The sequence below is a fragment of the Ferruginibacter profundus genome (assembly GCF_054783275.1).
The window spans coordinates 757,140-775,386 of sequence record NZ_BAAGQW010000002.1; the positions used below are offsets into that span (position 1 = coordinate 757,140).

Consider the following 18,247-nt stretch of genomic DNA (forward strand, 5'->3'; position numbering starts at 1 on the left):
TTAGTGCTCCTTTATGTCTTCGTGACTTTGTGTTTCCACTGGTTTTCTGCTCCAGTAATTGGCCAGTATACTGCCACTGATATTCATCCACGGACTAAACACTGCCGGTGCCAGCCCCACAGTGCCCAACTTACCCATGCTGCCTGCAATACCACTTGCCATGCCGCCGTTTTGCAAACCTACTTCAAACGCAATCGTTCTGCTGGAATTAATATCCATGCCAAATAAACGGCTGAGCCAGTACCCAAAAAAATATCCTGCTGCATTATGAATAACGGATGCCATGAATAACAGTACGCCCACTTTCATTAAATTTTCTCTCCCTGCAGCAGTGGTTACTGTAGTAAAATAAATAATACCCACCATTGATATCAAGGGCATTATTTTATCCAGTGCCGGAAATTGCCGGTACAAAAAATGATACAACACACCTGCAATAATTGCGCCTGCAACAAAGCCCGTTAATATAATTGATTTTGATACCGGTGCCATTTCTGTTTCTTTTGAAACCAGGAAGACGACCATGCCCACAACAATTATTGCAGCACCCACAAGAAAATGAACTACTTTCTTTTGAGGCCTTGTTGCCCGCTTTAAAAAATCATGTAATAAGGCTGCCCCGATTGGGACCAACACTATTTTAATTATTTCAATCATCATATCAACAAATTTAATGTTGATCAAGGTGCCTGCAAATGTTTTCATCAGCAATGGTGTTAATAAAGGTGCTGCCAGTGTTGCCATGGCCGTTACAATAACACTCAACACTAAATTTGCTTTTGCCAGATACACCATTACATTACTGGCCAGGCCACTGCTGCAACTGCCAATTAAAATAATGCCTGCCGCAATCTCGGGTTCAAAATGAAAAATTTTAGTGAGCAGTAAACCCATTAATGGCATAATAGAAAAATGACAGCACAAACCTACCAATACCCCTTTGCCTGTTGATGCCAGTCCGCTGAAATCTTTTAAGCTCATGTGTGTACCCATGCCAAACATCACCAATTGAATGATAACGAGAATTAAAGTCTTATCTCTCAGGTTTACGCTGCCCCAGTTTTTAAATGCTTCCGGAAAGATCATTCCTGCCACCACTGCACTGATGATCCATGCCGTGTATTGATAGCCTTTTAATGAGGGCACTGCACCTAAACCAATCGCTACACTGATTGCTGTTACAAGAGCAAATGGCTTATACATATTTTGTTGTTGTACAATGATACCAATCAACAATGCAATCACTGAGACAGCGCTTAGTACTAAAAATATTTTCCGGATTCTGTTCATTTATTTTTTGCCACAAATGGCACTGCTTTTCACTATTGGTTTTATTAGTGTCTTTTCGTGTAATTAGTGGCCACTTTTTTAATTTAAGATTGATGCCAGGTATTCTATAGCTATCGTCGGGCTAGCCAGGATGGGGATTTTTTTATCGGCTTCATCCAGTGTGTCCACTACTCTTCCCATAGATGCCTGCGCCAATACAATTACATCCACTTCTTTTGCTAATTGTTGCAACGCTTCGCCTACTTTTTTATCATGCGTTGCGGCATCGCCACTCATGAGTGCATCAAATGCGCCCTCGCATAAAACACTTTTCAATTCAATCTCCTTATTGGCTACAATAGCTCTTCTTCTTACTAAATCACTGGTTGGTGCTAATGTAGTAGAGAGTGTGGCAATCACGCCAATTCTTTTTCCCGATTGCACGGCTCTATCTGCCATCGGCTGATCTACACGTAACACCGGCACGCCGGTTAAGGCAGCTGCAGCTTCTACAGCAGGACCTATGGAGGAACAGGTGTATAAAATAAAATCGGCGCCGGCTTCTTCTGCTGAGGCGGCATAGTTCACTACTCTTTTACTGGTAGATCTGGTTAACTCACCACAGGCAATAGTATTCTTTATTAAACTATCATCTACAATGTTGAATACTTTTACGTTGGGTAAATACTTACTGCACAATTCAGCAAATACCGGAACCAGTGTTGCTGAGGTGTGAATGAGTCCTAAAGTTTTTTGTGACATATTTTTTGTTTACGTTTTTTATATTTTTGAACCCGGCTGAATTTCTTTGTTCATCTTCATTGGCAAAGTTTATCCCGAAAGCATTCGGGCACTTTTACACAGTATCGCTTTATTGGGCTTTACTTATGTTTTATTTATTGTGTTCTACTTTAAAGCACCTGTCGTTCCTGCGGAACGGTTTTAACCCACCACCTTTTGCTTTTAGCCACCTGCTGTTCCTACGGAACAAAAGAACTTTGTGATTTAATTTTCTCCTTGTCCCATCGGGACATAACGTGGGTAAAAAAAATCACCCCTGGCATTTTCGTTCCGTAGGAACGGTCGGTGCTTATCCCCTGCTCTTACACAAAACCCCTGCGAAACATTCTTACCGCCACATTTCTTGTAAAGTGTTTCTCTGTATAATCTCCTTTTCTCTTTTTCCCTGCGCTAAAAATCACAAGTATCCATTTAATAAAATCTCCAAATAATTTTCACCTCCCACCTGTCCGCCTTTAAAATTTACTTCTAAGCCATTAATATTTTTATTGGCAGAAATGGCTTTACACAATGGTGCACCGGTTACCATCGGCGCCATCATTTCCACGGCTTCAATTTCCATTGCCCTGGCCGCATAACTGCTGGTATCGCCACCGGCAATCACCATTCTTTTTACCAATGATTTTTCTGCTGCTGCTTTTGCAATTTGTCCTAATGCGGTACCCAGTTTTTCAGAAGACAAATTGCCGGCTTGCTTTGCACCTGTATGAACGATAACATTTTTTTGCTGCTGCAATAATGTATTTACTGCATCAAAAACCGATGACTCCATAACGCCATCAGTACAAATTTTTATGGCATCAATGATCACTTCTTCAAAACCGTTTGCTTTTGCATAAGTGATTTGTGCTGCTGTAACGGGTGAACAACTGCCGGATACCACCAGCAACGGATTTACTTTTCCCGGATGCGTCCATGTTGTTACCGGCGCTACTATTTTCTTTTCATTCCAATATTTCCCCAATGCCATTTCAATACCTGATGAACCCACAGAAAATAATTGCGCTGTTTTTGCCTGTGCATCTAACCATTCGCCAATTGTCAACAAATGGGTTTCGTTTAAAGCATCTATTAAAACGACCGCTTCATCACTATCAATTTTTTCAACCGGTTGCTTTAATTGAATGATATCGATCAACCCGATTTTGTTATTGGTTTGTTTACCCAAATGTAAACGCAAGTCACTTTCATCTGCCGGTGTTACCGGGTGTTTGCTCATGGAAGGATGACGATCCAAGCGATAAATTCCCCCCCCGCTGCCAATACCCATTTTGGCAAACAGGTTTCCAAATACACAAAAGCGGCCTAATGCCGGCATACCGCCTAAAACAGGAATGGTTCTGTTATTAAAAACTGTTGCACCACAATCAATTGCTTTACCAATGCTGCCAATAGCAGGTGAAGAATCAAAAGTGGAGCAAACTTTATAGTGCACATGCTTTGCCCCTGTTGCTTTCATTGTTTCAAATGCAGGCAACAATATTTTTTCCATGTCATCCGGCGATAAGGACCTTGTCTTTCCTGCCACACCATAGGCATCCAGGTCGGGGTAATTATTTAATTGTGCTGCTGTTGGTGGCGCAATAAATAAAATGGCTTTTGCTCCGGCCCGGCAAATAAATTCCAGGGCATCAGTGCTGCCGGTAAAATCATCGCCGTAAAAAGCCAACAATATTTCTTTTTTGTTCTGCAATTTCTATTTTTTTATACAACCTGCGCAACTGCTGTCGGGGTTTGCAACCGCCGTCAGGGTCTGCAACCGCTGACGGGGTTTGTAACCGCTGATGGGGTTAGCTAAATTTTTCCACTGATTTGTTAAACTCCGCATATTGTTTCGCTGCTGCTTCTAAACTTATGCCATCTACTGCCGCCTGCCAAGCCTGCTGCAATGCCAGTACACCTGCCGCCGGGCCCATCGGATGCGCCATAATACCACCGCCTGCCATGTACAACAGGTCCACTGTTTTTGTTCTTGCATAAGTTTCAAATGCCTGCCCGCCCCATTGACCCGATGATACTACAGGCAATACCATTTTATGATTATACATCGGTGTTAAACAAGCTTCAATAGAGTGCACCACGCTATCATCACTCTCCCAGAATTTATTTTTAATGCCATTCACATGCAATTGATCCACACCAGCCAGCCGCCATAATTTCTGATAGGCTTTAAAATCTATGCCCAATAACGGATGGCGTGTTAACATGCCCCAGCCATTTCTATGCCCATGAATGGCCAATTGTTTTTGCTCACCCATTTTTTTAACCGCAGATAAACCCACACTGTTGATGCTGATCATGGCACAGGTACCACCACTGCTGACAATTTTTTCATAACGTTGCAACATTTCATCCATCTCTCCGCTGATGTTAAATGCATACATCACTTTCTTGCCGGTTTTATCAGCATGTGCATTGATCACGTTCATCACCGCATCAACACGGTCATTAAAATGAGAGTTGGCAGATGAAGACAATAACTCATCATCCTTGATAAAATCGATACCTGCAGCAGCTAAAGTTTTTACCATGGTTGCAGTTTCCGCTACCGTTAACCCGATAGACGGTTTGATGATAGTACCAATCAGCGGCCTGTTATGTACACCCGTTAATTTCCTGCAACCGTCAATACCAAATGCAGGACCACTGTACTGATCACCGAATGAAGCCGGCAGATCGATATCCATTAATTTTAAGCCGGTAAATTGTTTGATCTCGTATAGATTTCCCTGCAGGGTAGAAATTAATACCGGCAGGTTGTACCCGAAATTCTCCATACTCCAACTTACTTTTACAATAGCCCGATGGTATTTTCCTGTTGCGCTGGTGGCACCGGGAATAGCAGGTGTATCAACGGTTTCAAGTGGCGTTACACTTTCCACTCTTGCGGCAAAACGAGCTTTCAATTCGGCAGTCTCGCCGGGTACAGCTACAAACGTGCCTGACGATTGTTCGCCTGCCAGTACCTGCGCTGCAGCTTCAGGCGCAAAGGGTGTTTCGATAAAATAGGTTGCTGTTATCCTTTCCATTTTTTTTGAACTACTAAGGCAGAAAGGCACTAAGTATCACAAAGAAGACTTCTGTGCCTTTAACGTTAGTATTTTATTTGAATTATTCGTTTTTAAATTATTAATTTTTTAATTGTGCCAGCTTTGTGGTTTAGTGACTTTGTGGTTCCTCTATCTCACCAACGGCATCCACACCGTCATATCCGTCTGCCCCCTGTTGGCCCAGGCATAATAAGGGATCAGTTTTATTTTTACGGGTGTTGTTTTGGTATTCACTTCTTTATACAATGTATTTTTCCAGTTGCTGTTTTGCAAAACACTGGCGGTTCCCGTTAATGCCATTACATTACCGCCATCAATTTTCATGGGCACAGCTTGTAATTTTATGGCTGAAGGGATCATTACATTAAATACATTTTGCCCGGGCAGATCTGCAGATTCCAGGCAATACACAACTGGCCCACGCTTTACCGTTACCTGGTTCCTCGAGGCTTCCACTAAGGGATTGCTTTCTAATAATGTTACCGGCATATCAAGTACCAATTCAATTTTTTCACCTTTGCGCCACCTGCCGCCGAATACCGCATAGCCATCTGCCCGCCGGCCTGCCGGTACTTCGGGCACTTTACCGTTTATTGTAACACTATAGTTTTTACACCAGCCCGGTATCCTTAAATGAATCTGTACCGGGTTGGCAGTATTCTCCTTAATAGTAATGGTTACTTTTCCATCCCAGGGATAATTGGTTACCTGTTCCAGTTGTAATGCTGTGCCATCGTGTAGTACTGTATTTAAAACATTGCCGCCATACATATTTACATACAAACCCTTTTCATCAATGCTGTACATATAATTGCTGACCTCTGCAATAGTGCGTATCACATTTGGCGGGCAACAGTTACTCTTACTAATATATTTCTGGCGACCGCCACTCCAGCGCAGATCGTAAGGATACTCTTTTGCGGCTGCCAGTGGATTGGTGTAAAAGAATTTATTACCATCCATGCTGATACCACTTAACACACTGTTGTATAATTCAAGTTCCACCATATCTGCATACTTTGCTTCACCGGTTACCTGCAGCATGCGCCAGTTCCATAATACATTACCAATATTGGCACAGGTTTCGTTATGTGCCGTCATATTCGGCAGCTGGTAGTCCTTACCGTAAGCCTGTTGAATTTTTTGTATGGAATCGGGCTTGTAAGAAATACCTTCCTGCGATAAACCATCATACAATGCACCACAACCACCCGTAACATACATTTTATGATGCACCACATCATCCCACATCAGGTCTAATGTATTGAGTAAACTGCTGTCGCCGGTTTCTGCATATACATCTGCCACGCCGGCAAATAAATAATTGGCCCTTACCGCATGCCCGTTCACTTCTTTCATCTGGCGAAACGGCAGGCGGTCGCTGTTATCATCACTGCCTTCACTCATGCCCCTGATGTCAACCAGCTTTTTTACGAGGTCTAAATATTTTTTCTCGCCCGTGGTGCGGTACATTTCTGTAATACCCATGTAGTGCGAGGGACATATGGCATTGCGTGCCTGCTCAGGTGTGGCGGTATTGTAAAAATGAATTAAAAAATCAGTGGCTTTTTTGGCTACCTCCAATAAACTTGTTTTTCCTGTGGCCCGGTAATGTACACAGGCCGCCGTCATTAAATGTCCAAAGTTGTACGCTTCAAAACTCAGTTTGTCATCAAACATTTCTTTCTTACCGCTTTTTTGTTGTTCAATGATCGACCTGGTATAAATATAACCGTCTTCCTTTTGCGCCTTTGCAATTACAGCAATCGCATCATCCATCATCGCATCCAGTTTTTTATCTTTTGTAGCTGCATATAATGCGGCTACAGCTTCCAGTGTTTTATAAAAATCACCATCATGAAAAGAAGGCCCACGGAATTTACCGGTATCTAACCCGGCTGCTATCCTGAAATTCTGGAAAGAATAACAAAAATCTTTACTGGTGTAGGTAGCCCATAAATGCGGCACCATCGAATCCTTGCATACGGCAAATCGTTCTGCCCAAAAACCTTTTGTCCATTGTACGTCGCTCATGCCCACGCTGTTGAATTTTGCATGGGGGCTTTGCATAGTGTTAACCAATCCGTTTTGTGCAAATGTTAGTTGCATCATTACAATGGACAGATATGTGATGAAGATTCTTTTCATTTTATTATTAACTGTGGTGGGCTAAAGCCCATGCGAAATTTATTTTTTTATCCCTGGTCTTAAGACCAGCGCAAGGCAAAAAGCCTGGACGGTGATACTATAAATCAGAATACTATTTTATTTTACCTTATAACTAACCGCCTACGGGCTGGTAGCCGCCGTCGGGGTTTGTTAAAACACTCTATAATTTACAATATATTCCACACCCGGCAGTATTGTTATTTCATAATTATCGCCGCCAGTTGCATTTACTATGATGTCTTTGCCTGTTGGTTTGGTCTTGCTTTTAATTTTTAAAGTACCGGTTCCCCTGGCTGCTTTAACTTTTATTTGTTTGGTGCTGCAATACACTTCTATATCTCCTTTGGGCGTAGGCACTTTGCCCTGCATCCAGAGTAAGCCACCCAGCTGCGGTTGTATGGTATAAGTTTCGTAACCGGGTTTGGTAGGGCTAACGCCTAAATAATATTTGCCCAATAGATAAATAGGGCTGGCTCCCCAGGCATGGCATAAACTCTTGCCAAACTTTCTGCCATACATTGCTAAATGTTCAGTGCCTTTTTTATCAGGATTATATTCTTCCCAGAAAGAGGTAGCGCCTAAATTCAACATGCCGCCCCAATAGGCTTTCATTTCCTTCAATACATAAGACTGTTCCCCCATGGCGCACAAAGCTTCCAGTTCGTAAAAGCGCATATACGGTGTAGTTATTTTCTGTATAGAATCATTCAGCAATACATGTTGCTTAACAGCCTGCTTTTGCTCTCCGGTAAAATAATTAAAAAAGATACCAAACATATTGGCATAACGGGTTACATTTTCTGTTGGTATACCATCAATACGGCTATGTACCAGGGCATTCTTTTGTTGGTTCCAGTAAAGGGCAAATACTTTTTCTTTAATGTCGGCCGCTAATTTTTTATATTCCGCAGCGTTGGCTTTATCATGGGCGATATCCGCACATAACGACATTGTTTCCAGGCTTCTTGCAAATAACATTTGCTCAAAACTGATCTCTCCCTTTTTGCTGAGGCCTGCCGCCCAGTCTATAAACGTCCAGTCGCCTGACAGACCTTCCATTAAACCATTTTTGTTTCTGCGGTGCAGGCAATACTCCATCATGCTTTGCATACGGGGATAAAACTGTTGAATAAATGTGGCATCGCCGGTATACAAATAATAATCGTACACACTGATGAACCAGTAAAAAGTATAATCCAGTATCGTATTAATATGCGCTGTTACCGGGTCTTTACCACGCAAGGCCATCATGGTTCTTGTTACGGTGGCATTATCAAAATAAGAATAGTAATTCATCAAATAACTCTGATAGGCATCACCACTCCATACCCAACGATCTCTCTTTATACCATCAATAAAAAATTCCCTCGTGTTTAATTCCAATGTGTATTTAGAAACATCGTAAATTTTATTGATCAGCTCATCAGAGCAGGTGAAAGTGCCTCTTTGTTTTACATCGGCATATTCGTACAGAATACTGGCAGAATCGATGCTGATATTGCCTTCGCAAACAATATTTACATAACGGAATGCTTTGGATAAGACCATTGTTGAATCCGTTTGTACAGGTTTTGTAAAAGTCAGCCTGTCCAATGTCATTGCATCAGCAGCAGACAAGGCTTCTTCTTTTGATTCGCCGTAATACAAATTGATCTTGCCATTGCCTTTAATGCCGTGCAGTTGTACAAAGCCAAAAGTTTCTTTACCAAAATCTACCAGCCATTCATTATTTTTTTTGGTGGTGGTAACGGCAGTCAATTTTCGGGTGGGCAATTTAAAGGCAGAAGGCAATTGTGTGGGATCATTAAAATTCCAGCTACCGGCATTCAGCCATTGGGTGGCAGAAATATCAGATGTTTTCCCGGTTTCATCAATCCATTCTTTATCTTCAAAAGTTACCAGCCACGTGGCATCGCTCACTATCGTTTTACCCTGTACAAATATGGCGGGCACATTGGCCTGGTTCCATACTTTTACATTGATCTTATGTTTACCTACCGGTACCGTTAATTTATTCACGCCGCTTTCAACCGCATTGCCATCCAGTTTTAAATTGAATGTACCTTCGGCATACACCGTAATTTCTTCCGGTGCCGTTAAATCAAATGTTTTATGAAAATCCATCAGTACATAATGGGCATCCATTTTCCAGAAGGGAGGAAAGAAGGTATTTCTATCCGTTCTGCGGTTTTGCATTTTGTTAGCAAGGTTAATTTCAAAATCGCCGGGATACCATATCCAGGTCTGCGCTGCAGAGGTGAACCACGAAGACAGGAAGACACAAAGACACACTAAGATTTTTCTTTGTGTTCCTTCGTGCCTTAGCGCCTTTGTGGTTCCATTTTGTTTCTTCATATTAATGTCCGTTAAAGATGATGTATAAAGTCAATATCACTACTCCTAATAATGCAAATAATATTTTCACCTGTTTACTGGTGGTTGGCATTTCATTTTCTTCAATGCTGGCTTTCACTTTATTGTTATCGGCTAAAGAAATGATAACAGCCGATACAAACAGGAATGCGAATAAATAAAACGACACTAAAAAATAATGCGGCCACCAGGTATTGGCACCCGTTTTATTATTGGGTGGTAATATCCATAAATTTAATGCCCCAACAAAAAGGCTTACTGCAGAGCCGGCAGATAAAATTAAATTCACGGCCAGCCGGGTAGTACGTTTCCAGAACACACTTAATAAAAATGTTACGGCCAGTGGCGGCGCCAAATACCCAAGTATGGATTGAAAAATATCAAACAATGTTTTGCCTTCAATATTATCCAGCGCAATAGCCATCAGCACCGCCAGTATACAACCGGTAATCACCACCATACGGCCTACGTTGATCTGTTGCTTTACCGTGGCATTCTTATTAATATTGTTAACGTAAATATCTTTTGTAAAAACAGTGCTCAATGCATTTAAAGAAGAGCCGATCGTTGCCACCAACACTGCTATCAGCACACAAATCACCAAACCATTTAAGCCCGAAGGAAATAAATTGGTCACCATCGTCATATAGGCCAGTTTATCATCGCCGAGGTTGGGGTACAATACATAACAGATAATGCCCGGCAAAATAAACATGGGCAAAGCCAGCACCTTCAGCCAGCCGATAAAATTAATACCCAACTGCCCCTGTTGTAAATTTTTAGCCCCCAATACACTTTGCACCATACTCTGGTCGGTACAAAAGAAGGCTACTGCCGATACCGGGTACCCTAAAAGAATGGCATGCCAGGGATAACCGGCATCAGTAGCAGGTTTGGTGAGGTTCCAGAAATGCGCTGGTGTTTTTGCAGCCAGGCCGCTTAAACCACCGATCTTTTCTAATCCAAGATAAGTTAAGGTAAGCGATACCACAATCAGCAATATCATTTGAAATACATTTACTTTGGCAATGGCTTTTAAGCCGCCCATATAAGTAAACAAGCCGGAAAAAGCCACCAATGCAATGGTAGATTGCCACATGGGAATGCCTAATATCTGGCGTACTAAAATACCACCACTGAATAAACCCAGCGATAACCAGCTGATCAGTATTTTTATCAGGGCATAGCCGGCTAAAATATCCTGCGTGCTTTTACCATAACGTTTACCCATATACTCCGGCATGGTACTTACCTTACTGGCAATATAGCGTGGTGCAAATACCATGGCCAGTAATAATAAAAACACAAAAGCATACCACTCAAAATTGCCGCCTACAATACCGGCTGTATAGCCAATACTTGCAAAAGCCAGTAAAGAAGATGGCCCAACATTCGTTCCCCACATATTAAAACCGATACTGTACCAGCTTAATGAATTATTGGCCAGGAAAAGGGTTTCATTCTTTTTCTTGTTTTTAAAACTGGCGATATAACCAATGATGAGCAATACCACCAGGTAAATGGCAATTACCGCAAAATCGAGGCTGGTTAATTTATCGTAGATTTTATTCATTCGTTTGTTCTTAAAATATGAACCACTAAACCTGAACCACAAAGACACCAGGAACACTAAGGAACACAAAGACTTAGTGACCCTTTGTGTTCTTTCTGTCTTAGTGGTTACAATCCGTATTCGTTTAAAACATCTTTTACCCTTACCGGCACCCCCGTTTGTAAACTCTTATCCATGGCCTGCAGCAGGGCCACAGTGCCAATACCTTCTTTCAAATCAGGATAGGCTGTAAAATTATGTTCAATACTATCCACAAAATATTCCAGGTAATTCTGGTATTCACCGGCATGGTGGCTCTGCCCTTCAAAACGGAAATAGTATTTCAGCGCCGCATCGCCCCAGTGAATAATTTTTTCTTCGCCTTCCCTGGTAGTAACAGCATAACGCAGTTCGTGGTAATCGGCCTGCGAGGCACCTAACGTTCCCCGTAACACGCAGCTCATGCCGCTGTCTCTTTTGGTGGGTTGCGTGGGGCCGGTGTAGCTGCCGCTTACCCGGGCAATCCGGCCGTCTGCCGCTTTAAAAATAAAGTGCATGGTATCTTCATTTTGTAAGCCTGCGGTTTTACCGTTGCTGCTGATCATCCCATAGCCCATCACTTCTTCTATATCCGGTAAATAATAGCGTATAAAATCTACCGGGTGACTTAAACCACCGTACAACCATTTAAAAGATTTTTCCAGCGCCCATTTTTTTTCTAAAAACCAGCGGTGGTCGGCATTGTAATGGCTTTCAATAGTGATCAGTTCACCAATTACGCCCTCTTCAAAATCTTTGCGCTGGCGTTTGTAGGGTTCAAAAAAGCGGGAGCTTTGCCCTACAAAAACTTTTTTACCGGTTTGCGCCTGCAGCTCAATTAATTCTTTTGCCTTTGATAAATCATCAATGAACGGTTTGGTGCAGATCACATGTTTACCTGCCAGTAATGCCTGCTTTATATGTGCGGCATGTAAATGATCAGGGGTGTAAATGGCAATGATGTCGATCTCTGCGTCATTCAGCATGTCTGCGTAATCGGTAGTATACTCGTACATTTTAAATTCATCAGCACGTTGAATACACACTTCTTTATTAGCATCGCAGATGAGTTTAAGATTTACTTTACTGCTGTTAATTGCGGCACTCATTGTGCTTCGGCCTTCACCCAATCCCAAAATCCCAATATTAAGCATAACGTTTATTTTTTCTTTGTGCCCCTTTGTGCCTTCGTGTCTTAGTGGTTCAAAACCACGAAGCCACAAAGGCACGAAGTAACACGAAGGATTATTTTATCTGGTTTAAGAAAACCCAGGTCTCTCCTTTCTTTGTTCCTTCAATTCCTTCCTGGTATTTAGCCATTATTTTATTCCAGTCATTTACACGTGGATTATTTTCGGTTGTTTTTGGATTCAGCTTATCCAGGCTTTCTCCTTTAGGGATACTGATCACCAATACCAACTGCCTGCCATTTTTAAAAATCAACAACTGCTGAAAGCCGGCATTGCAAAACCCTTTGGATACCTCCGGCCATTGTTCAAATTGTGTGGCGTGGTAATTCAAATATTCGGCCTGCTTTTTTTTATCGGCCACTACATTGCAGGTGAGTAAAATATGATCCCATTCCTTTGCCACAGTTTTATCAGCACATGTTGTTCTATTGAATTCATAAAACATATCGGGGTACACTTTTACGGTGGCCGACGGAAAATTATTCTGCAATCTCCCCTGCATTACACCCACATCCTGTACCTTATCAAAAATCACGTAATGGTTTTGCCATTGGTAAACCGCATTGCTATCCATATTATTTTTAGACAGCAAGGTTTTTAATTTCTGTACATCCAGTATTTCATTTTCTTTTACGATCAATTCAATTACTTCGTTATGTTCTTTGTTGATGGGCAGGTTGGCTTTAGCTGTTTTATTGGCCAGCAGGTATTGATACGGCTTTTGTATACCGGCATTTTGCTTAATGCTGTCATTAACCTCCGGCCCGTTATCGTTCCATTCATTGCCAGGGCCATTGGCATTCTGTAAATATTTTGTAGTGGGCGTCCAGTTGTTGGCAAATGCAATGCCGCTGCTGCCTTCATCGGCATATAAATAAAACCAATGGCTGGGCAGGTGAGCATAAGGCGCTTTGTAAATACTATCAATATAATTTTCAGTAATTTTTGTATACAGCTGCAGGCTCTGTGTATAAATACCGGCACAATCATAATTATGCATGCCAAAGTGATGAATTGCATTGGCCTGTACCAGGTTGTAGCGCATTATATTTTCTTCACCCGTCCAGCCCCAGCCCAGGCTGATGCCGGTGTAAGGCACATTCTCTATTTCGTTATGTTGTATAGCAATATTTTTTGCAAAGCCCACCGCAATGCCTGCACAGCCCCAGTCTTCATTGCCAATATTGGTAACCAGGTTATTCTGTATCCAATTGAAGGCACAAAGCTCATTTTCGTTACTGGTAAAATAAGGCAGGTGAATTTCACGGCCTTCGTCACCAAAATTACCGGCCAGTATGCCATTGCCGCCAATATCACGTAACAGGTTACCCGATAATAAGTTCATGGTGGTGCCGGCCATAAGATCGGCCCCGGTGGAAGCCAGGTGCTCAAATGTGCAGCGCTCTATCCTTATCCGGGCAGCATATTGCAGCGCAACCGCCGCAGGCGGCCTGCCCACCCATGCCTGGTTATCCAAATGCGGATTGAGCTTGGTGCCCGCCGGCCTTAGCTTGTACGCCTCCGTCATGTACAGGCCTAACTGGTGCGGTACATGCCCCTGTTGCCCCGGGCGCAACCAACCCGTATGCTGAAAGGAAATATTATTGACATACACATAGCTTACCCGTTGCTCACCCGTGCCTTCAATTTTTACCAGTGTTTCCAATGCAGGTGCTACAACAGTTGCCGTCAACATATTTTCATTGGCCCTGGGCCAGTAATATATTTTATGATTGTTGTTATCCAAAAACCATTCGCCGGGTTCATCTAAAAATTGTATCGCATTGCTTAAATAAAATGCAGAGTTGCCGGTTTCTTTGCTTATCCATGGCGCAGGCCAGGGGTGTTCGCTTTGCAGGGTGCTTTCCGGCTGCTCAAAAAATAATTTTGTGCTATCGCCCTGCACTTCCATTTTTTTAATGCGCAATATGGCAATGGCCCACCATTGATGAATGAACATTTCGGCACCCTGTATTTGTTGCAGCGCCATGTTTTTGGGCGTGGGTATCCGGCAGGTTTGTTCTTTTTTATCCCAGCTAAGTATGCGGTCCATCAAATTGCCGTTGCAGCTTTTGGCCCTTACGGCTTTATTATCATTTACCCACAATTGCCTGAATTCGCCATATCTTCCTGCGGTAAGCGGCAGGGCCGCCTCCCATATGTTGCCCTGCGCTGCAGCGGGCAGCCCTGCAATTTTTGCAGTAGTTTTTTTCCAGTTGCCAATAGTAAAGCCACCATCCAGTACCGGCCTTTCGCCGGGTGCCGCTTCAATATAAGTGGGGCTTTCGGCAGTACCTGCATCTTCGGGCCTTATGGTAAGGGTTTGGGTAAGCCGGTACAGGCCCTGGCCTAGTATAATATGAATGCCGCCGGCTACCCCTGCATCGTTCAAACGCCGCAGCTCCCTTGCTTTGCGCAGGGCTGCTGTAATGGTAGCCAATGGTTTTTGTTTGCTGCCCTCATTGGTATCGGCACCGCTGGGTGACACATAAATATCCACTGCCCCTGCAGTAAAATGTACTAGTAATAACAATACCAGCAATGGTGCAGGCCGGCATCGGGGCAATCGTTTCATCGTTAGTAATTAGTGCGCTAAAAATTATTTTTCAATAGCTGTAAGAATGTACAATTTACCTATAACAGCGCCGGCCAACAAGGTATGTATTTACTAAAAAGATGGAAGATATTACTATTGGGGAGGGAGGGGAAATGTAAGGTAAGGCTAACGAATTGCGTAAAGCAATTAAATAAATTTAAAATATTGGATTTAAATAATATCTTTAAAACCATAATGAATCTTCGTTCCCTGTAATTATTAATGTTGCCAATAGTCTGCTAGAGCTGAAACAATGAGATTAAACACTAATTTGCTAAGATAATACAATGGAAAACTCATTTTTTATATTTACAGAGAAAGGTAACAATGTTCAATTAGAGAGATTTCATCTTTGCACTTGGGAATTTAATAACAATAGTTCTTTAGTAGAATTTGGATTTGAAATCTCCAAGGAATCTATATGTAAAGATGAACTAACGATTTCGCTTTTTATTCCTTGGGCAGAAAAATCTTGTGGAACAAAGGATCTGTATAAAGAACTAAGCATTGCCGACAATAGCCGATTTATTTTTAACGATTCCATTAGTGCTACAAAATATTTAAAAACAAATACCACTGATTTAGGCGTTATCCATACATTTAGTGGAAGAAATGAACTTTGTGTGTTGCCAGCTGAAATAACAATTAATGAAGAAAAAATTGTTTCCGCTACCTTAAATCTAAAACCATATAGAGAATATCAACAAGAAGTAAAGCCTAATGTATATTTCAGATTTTGGGTTAAACCCACAATGCTGTTTATTTCCATGCGAAAAAAAGGGCTGAATAAATCTACAATTATTTACGACATTAAGGTTAACGAGCGTAGAAATATACCTGATAATAAAATAAAGTATTTTGATGACAAAGAGTTTTGTAAAATAAAGTATTGTTTTTCTTTTAACATACTTCCTAATAAGTACGATATTGTTTTTTTTGATACCGCATCTCTAAAAAATGTGAGAACATTAGAATACAATTCCTTTAATAAATATTTAGGAGATAAACGAGTTAAAAAAGACGAACTCATTGTTGTATTCAACAAAAAAGAAGTAAAAGATTTTGCTAAAAAAGAATTTGCCGAATCATTTTCTTTCTTTTCGATATATTCTATGGAGAGAATTGGAACTGGGCAATTTGCATTAGCAATTCTCGTTAACATTATTTGTGATATTTTATTTTTTATACCATCATATCATACTAAGTTAGCATTTTCTACTATCCCTTTTGTGATATACCTTGCTTTTGTAATGGCTCTTAGTACCTTTTTGTATTTTATTTGGCCAACTATTCAAACTACTTACAGCAAAGCAGTAGGTTGGTTTAAAAATTTATTAAAAAAAAATGAAAGCACTCCTTGACACAAATATCATTATTCATAGAGAGGCGTCTAGAGTAATAAACCAAGACGTCGGCATCTTATATCGCTGGTTGGAACGAGCTAAATATACAAAATGCGTTCATTCTATGACTATTTCCGAAATTGAGAAATATAAAAACCAGCAAACGGTCGATTCTTTTCATATAAAGTTAGATAGCTATGAACATATAAAAATCCCTTCGCCTTTACAAGCTGAAGTTATTTCAGTATCAGCTAAGATAGATGTAAACGAAAACGACAAAAATGATACCCAGCTTTTAAATGAAGTCTTCTTAGGTCGTGTTGATATTTTGATAACCGAGGATAAGAAAATTCACAAAAAAGCTTTTGAATTAGGAATTGAAGACAAAGTTTTCACGATTGATTCATTCCTGGAAAAAACTTTTGCCGAACATCCCGATTTAGTAAACTACAAAGTTCTAAATGTTCAGAAATTAAAATTTGGCAGAATAAATCTTAACGATGATTTCTTCACAAGTTTAAAAGAGGATTATGTTGGCTTTGATAAATGGTTCATTAGGAAATTCGATGAAGAGGCATACATCACAGTAAACTCAAACAATGGCTTACTCTTATCTTTTTTATATTTAAAACCTGAAGATGAAGATGAAAACTATTCAGACATAGAACCCGCCTTCGCTTGTAAAAAGCGATTAAAGGTTGGAACGTTTAAAGTCATTAATAATGGTTTCCGTTTGGGTGAGCGTTTTATGAAAATCATTTTTGACAACGCTTTAAAAAATAAAGTAGATGAAATCTATGTAACCATTTTTAACAAACGAGATGAACAACTAAGATTGATTGAATTGCTTGAACAATGGGGATTTGTGTTGTGGGGAAAGAAAAAGAATGATGAATTGGTTTACATCAGAGATTTTAGTAAGAAAACAGATGAAAACCATTTAAAACAATGTTACCCATTTATTTCAAGAAACAAAGACCGTTACATTGTTCCTATTTATCCAGATTATCATACCGAATTGTTGCCTGATTCAATATTAAATACTGAATCACCAGAAGATTTTATTGAAGATTTCCCCCATAGAAATGCAATAAATAAGGTTTATGTTTCCCGAGCATTATTACCACATCCAAAAAAAGGTGATAATATAATTTTTTATATGACAGGAGGATACTACAAAAGTGTAGTATCCACAATTGGGGTAGTCCAAGAAGTAAAAAATGATTTTATTGATGAAAATGAGTTCATTTTATATTGCAGAAAAAGAAGTGTTTTTCCGGAAGATAAACTACGTGCAATTTGGCATTATCAAAAGACCAAGCCTTTTGTTGTAAGTTTCTTGTATATTTATTCCTTTCCTCATAGAATTAATATGAAAGAATTAATAGATTTAAAAGTTTTAGGAGGAGTGAATGATGCTCCAAGAGGTTTTAAGCCAATTACAAAAGAACAGTTTAATATTATTTTAAAAGCAACAAAGAGCGATGAGAGTTTTATTGTCGATTAAACCAGAATATGCGTTCAAAATATTTGAAGGCAAAAAAAAATTTGAATTTCGTAAAGTTATATTCAAAAACCCCAATGTAAAAACTGTTGTTGTTTACGCCTCTTCGCCTGTACAACGAGTTATTGGAGAATTTGAAATAGAGAATATCTTAAGTTCGGCCCCAAATGAAATTTGGAGACAAACAAAAAAGCATTCTGGTATCTCGGAAATTTTTTTCTACGAATATTTCGCAAACAGAGAAATTGCACATGCAATTAAGATTAAGAACACAAAAAAATACAAACATCCATTACATTTACAAGATAACTATAACGTCGTTCCGCCGCAGTCATATGTGTATCTATAAAAATAAAAGACA

General features: G+C 40.6%; 12 protein-coding genes. 3 read left to right on the plus strand and 9 right to left on the minus strand.

Annotated features, from left to right (window positions below; all coding sequences use genetic code 11):
- The 9 genes from ACYVM0_RS13460 to ACYVM0_RS13500 all read right to left on the minus strand — a co-directional run bounded on the left by ACYVM0_RS13460 (position 1) and on the right by ACYVM0_RS13500 (position 15,018).
- Positions 1-1,290, minus strand: coding sequence for a bile acid:sodium symporter family protein (locus ACYVM0_RS13460; protein WP_460557855.1), 1,290 nt, complete (start codon positions 1,288-1,290; stop codon positions 1-3).
- 78 nt (positions 1,291-1,368) lie between these two features.
- Positions 1,369-2,031 carry an aspartate/glutamate racemase family protein gene (locus ACYVM0_RS13465; protein WP_460557856.1) on the minus strand — a complete coding sequence of 221 codons (663 nt, stop codon included), beginning with the start codon at positions 2,029-2,031 and terminating at the stop codon, positions 1,369-1,371.
- 436 nt (positions 2,032-2,467) lie between these two features.
- Positions 2,468-3,763, minus strand: coding sequence for a four-carbon acid sugar kinase family protein (locus tag ACYVM0_RS13470; protein ID WP_460557857.1), 1,296 nt, complete (start codon positions 3,761-3,763; stop codon positions 2,468-2,470).
- Between the two features lie 97 nt (positions 3,764-3,860).
- Positions 3,861-5,099 carry a ribulose-bisphosphate carboxylase large subunit family protein gene (locus tag ACYVM0_RS13475; RefSeq protein WP_460557858.1) on the minus strand — a complete coding sequence of 413 codons (1,239 nt, stop codon included), beginning with the start codon at positions 5,097-5,099 and terminating at the stop codon, positions 3,861-3,863.
- Between the two features lie 150 nt (positions 5,100-5,249).
- Complete coding sequence (locus ACYVM0_RS13480) at positions 5,250-7,268, minus strand: aceric acid hydrolase (RefSeq protein ID WP_460557859.1); 2,019 nt, start codon at positions 7,266-7,268, stop codon at positions 5,250-5,252.
- A gap of 171 nt (positions 7,269-7,439) precedes the next feature.
- Positions 7,440-9,644 (minus strand): alpha-L-rhamnosidase-related protein, encoded by a 2,205-nt coding sequence (locus ACYVM0_RS13485; RefSeq protein WP_460557860.1) that lies wholly within the window; start codon positions 9,642-9,644, stop codon positions 7,440-7,442.
- A gap of 1 nt (position 9,645) precedes the next feature.
- A complete protein-coding gene (locus ACYVM0_RS13490; RefSeq protein ID WP_460557861.1) occupies positions 9,646-11,235 on the minus strand; it encodes an SLC5/6 family protein in 1,590 nt (529 codons plus the stop codon).
- 107 nt (positions 11,236-11,342) lie between these two features.
- Positions 11,343-12,407 carry a Gfo/Idh/MocA family protein gene (locus ACYVM0_RS13495; protein ID WP_460557862.1) on the minus strand — a complete coding sequence of 355 codons (1,065 nt, stop codon included), beginning with the start codon at positions 12,405-12,407 and terminating at the stop codon, positions 11,343-11,345.
- A gap of 91 nt (positions 12,408-12,498) precedes the next feature.
- A complete protein-coding gene (locus ACYVM0_RS13500; protein WP_460557863.1) occupies positions 12,499-15,018 on the minus strand; it encodes an L-rhamnose mutarotase in 2,520 nt (839 codons plus the stop codon).
- Between the two features lie 308 nt (positions 15,019-15,326).
- Here ACYVM0_RS13500 and ACYVM0_RS13505 point away from each other — a divergent pair, with 308 nt between their 5' ends.
- Genes ACYVM0_RS13505 through ACYVM0_RS13515 form a run of 3 tightly spaced genes read left to right on the plus strand, consistent with a single transcriptional unit; the run spans position 15,327 to position 18,235 of the window.
- Complete coding sequence (locus ACYVM0_RS13505) at positions 15,327-16,400, plus strand: hypothetical protein (protein ID WP_460557864.1); 1,074 nt, start codon at positions 15,327-15,329, stop codon at positions 16,398-16,400.
- Positions 16,384-17,889, plus strand: coding sequence for a hypothetical protein (locus tag ACYVM0_RS13510; protein ID WP_460557865.1), 1,506 nt, complete (start codon positions 16,384-16,386; stop codon positions 17,887-17,889). Before ACYVM0_RS13505 ends, ACYVM0_RS13510 begins: the two co-directional genes overlap by 17 nt.
- Positions 17,867-18,235 carry an ASCH domain-containing protein gene (locus ACYVM0_RS13515; RefSeq protein WP_460557866.1) on the plus strand — a complete coding sequence of 123 codons (369 nt, stop codon included), beginning with the start codon at positions 17,867-17,869 and terminating at the stop codon, positions 18,233-18,235. The genes ACYVM0_RS13510 and ACYVM0_RS13515 overlap by 23 nt, the downstream gene beginning before the upstream one ends.
- Positions 18,236-18,247 lie beyond the last annotated feature (12 nt).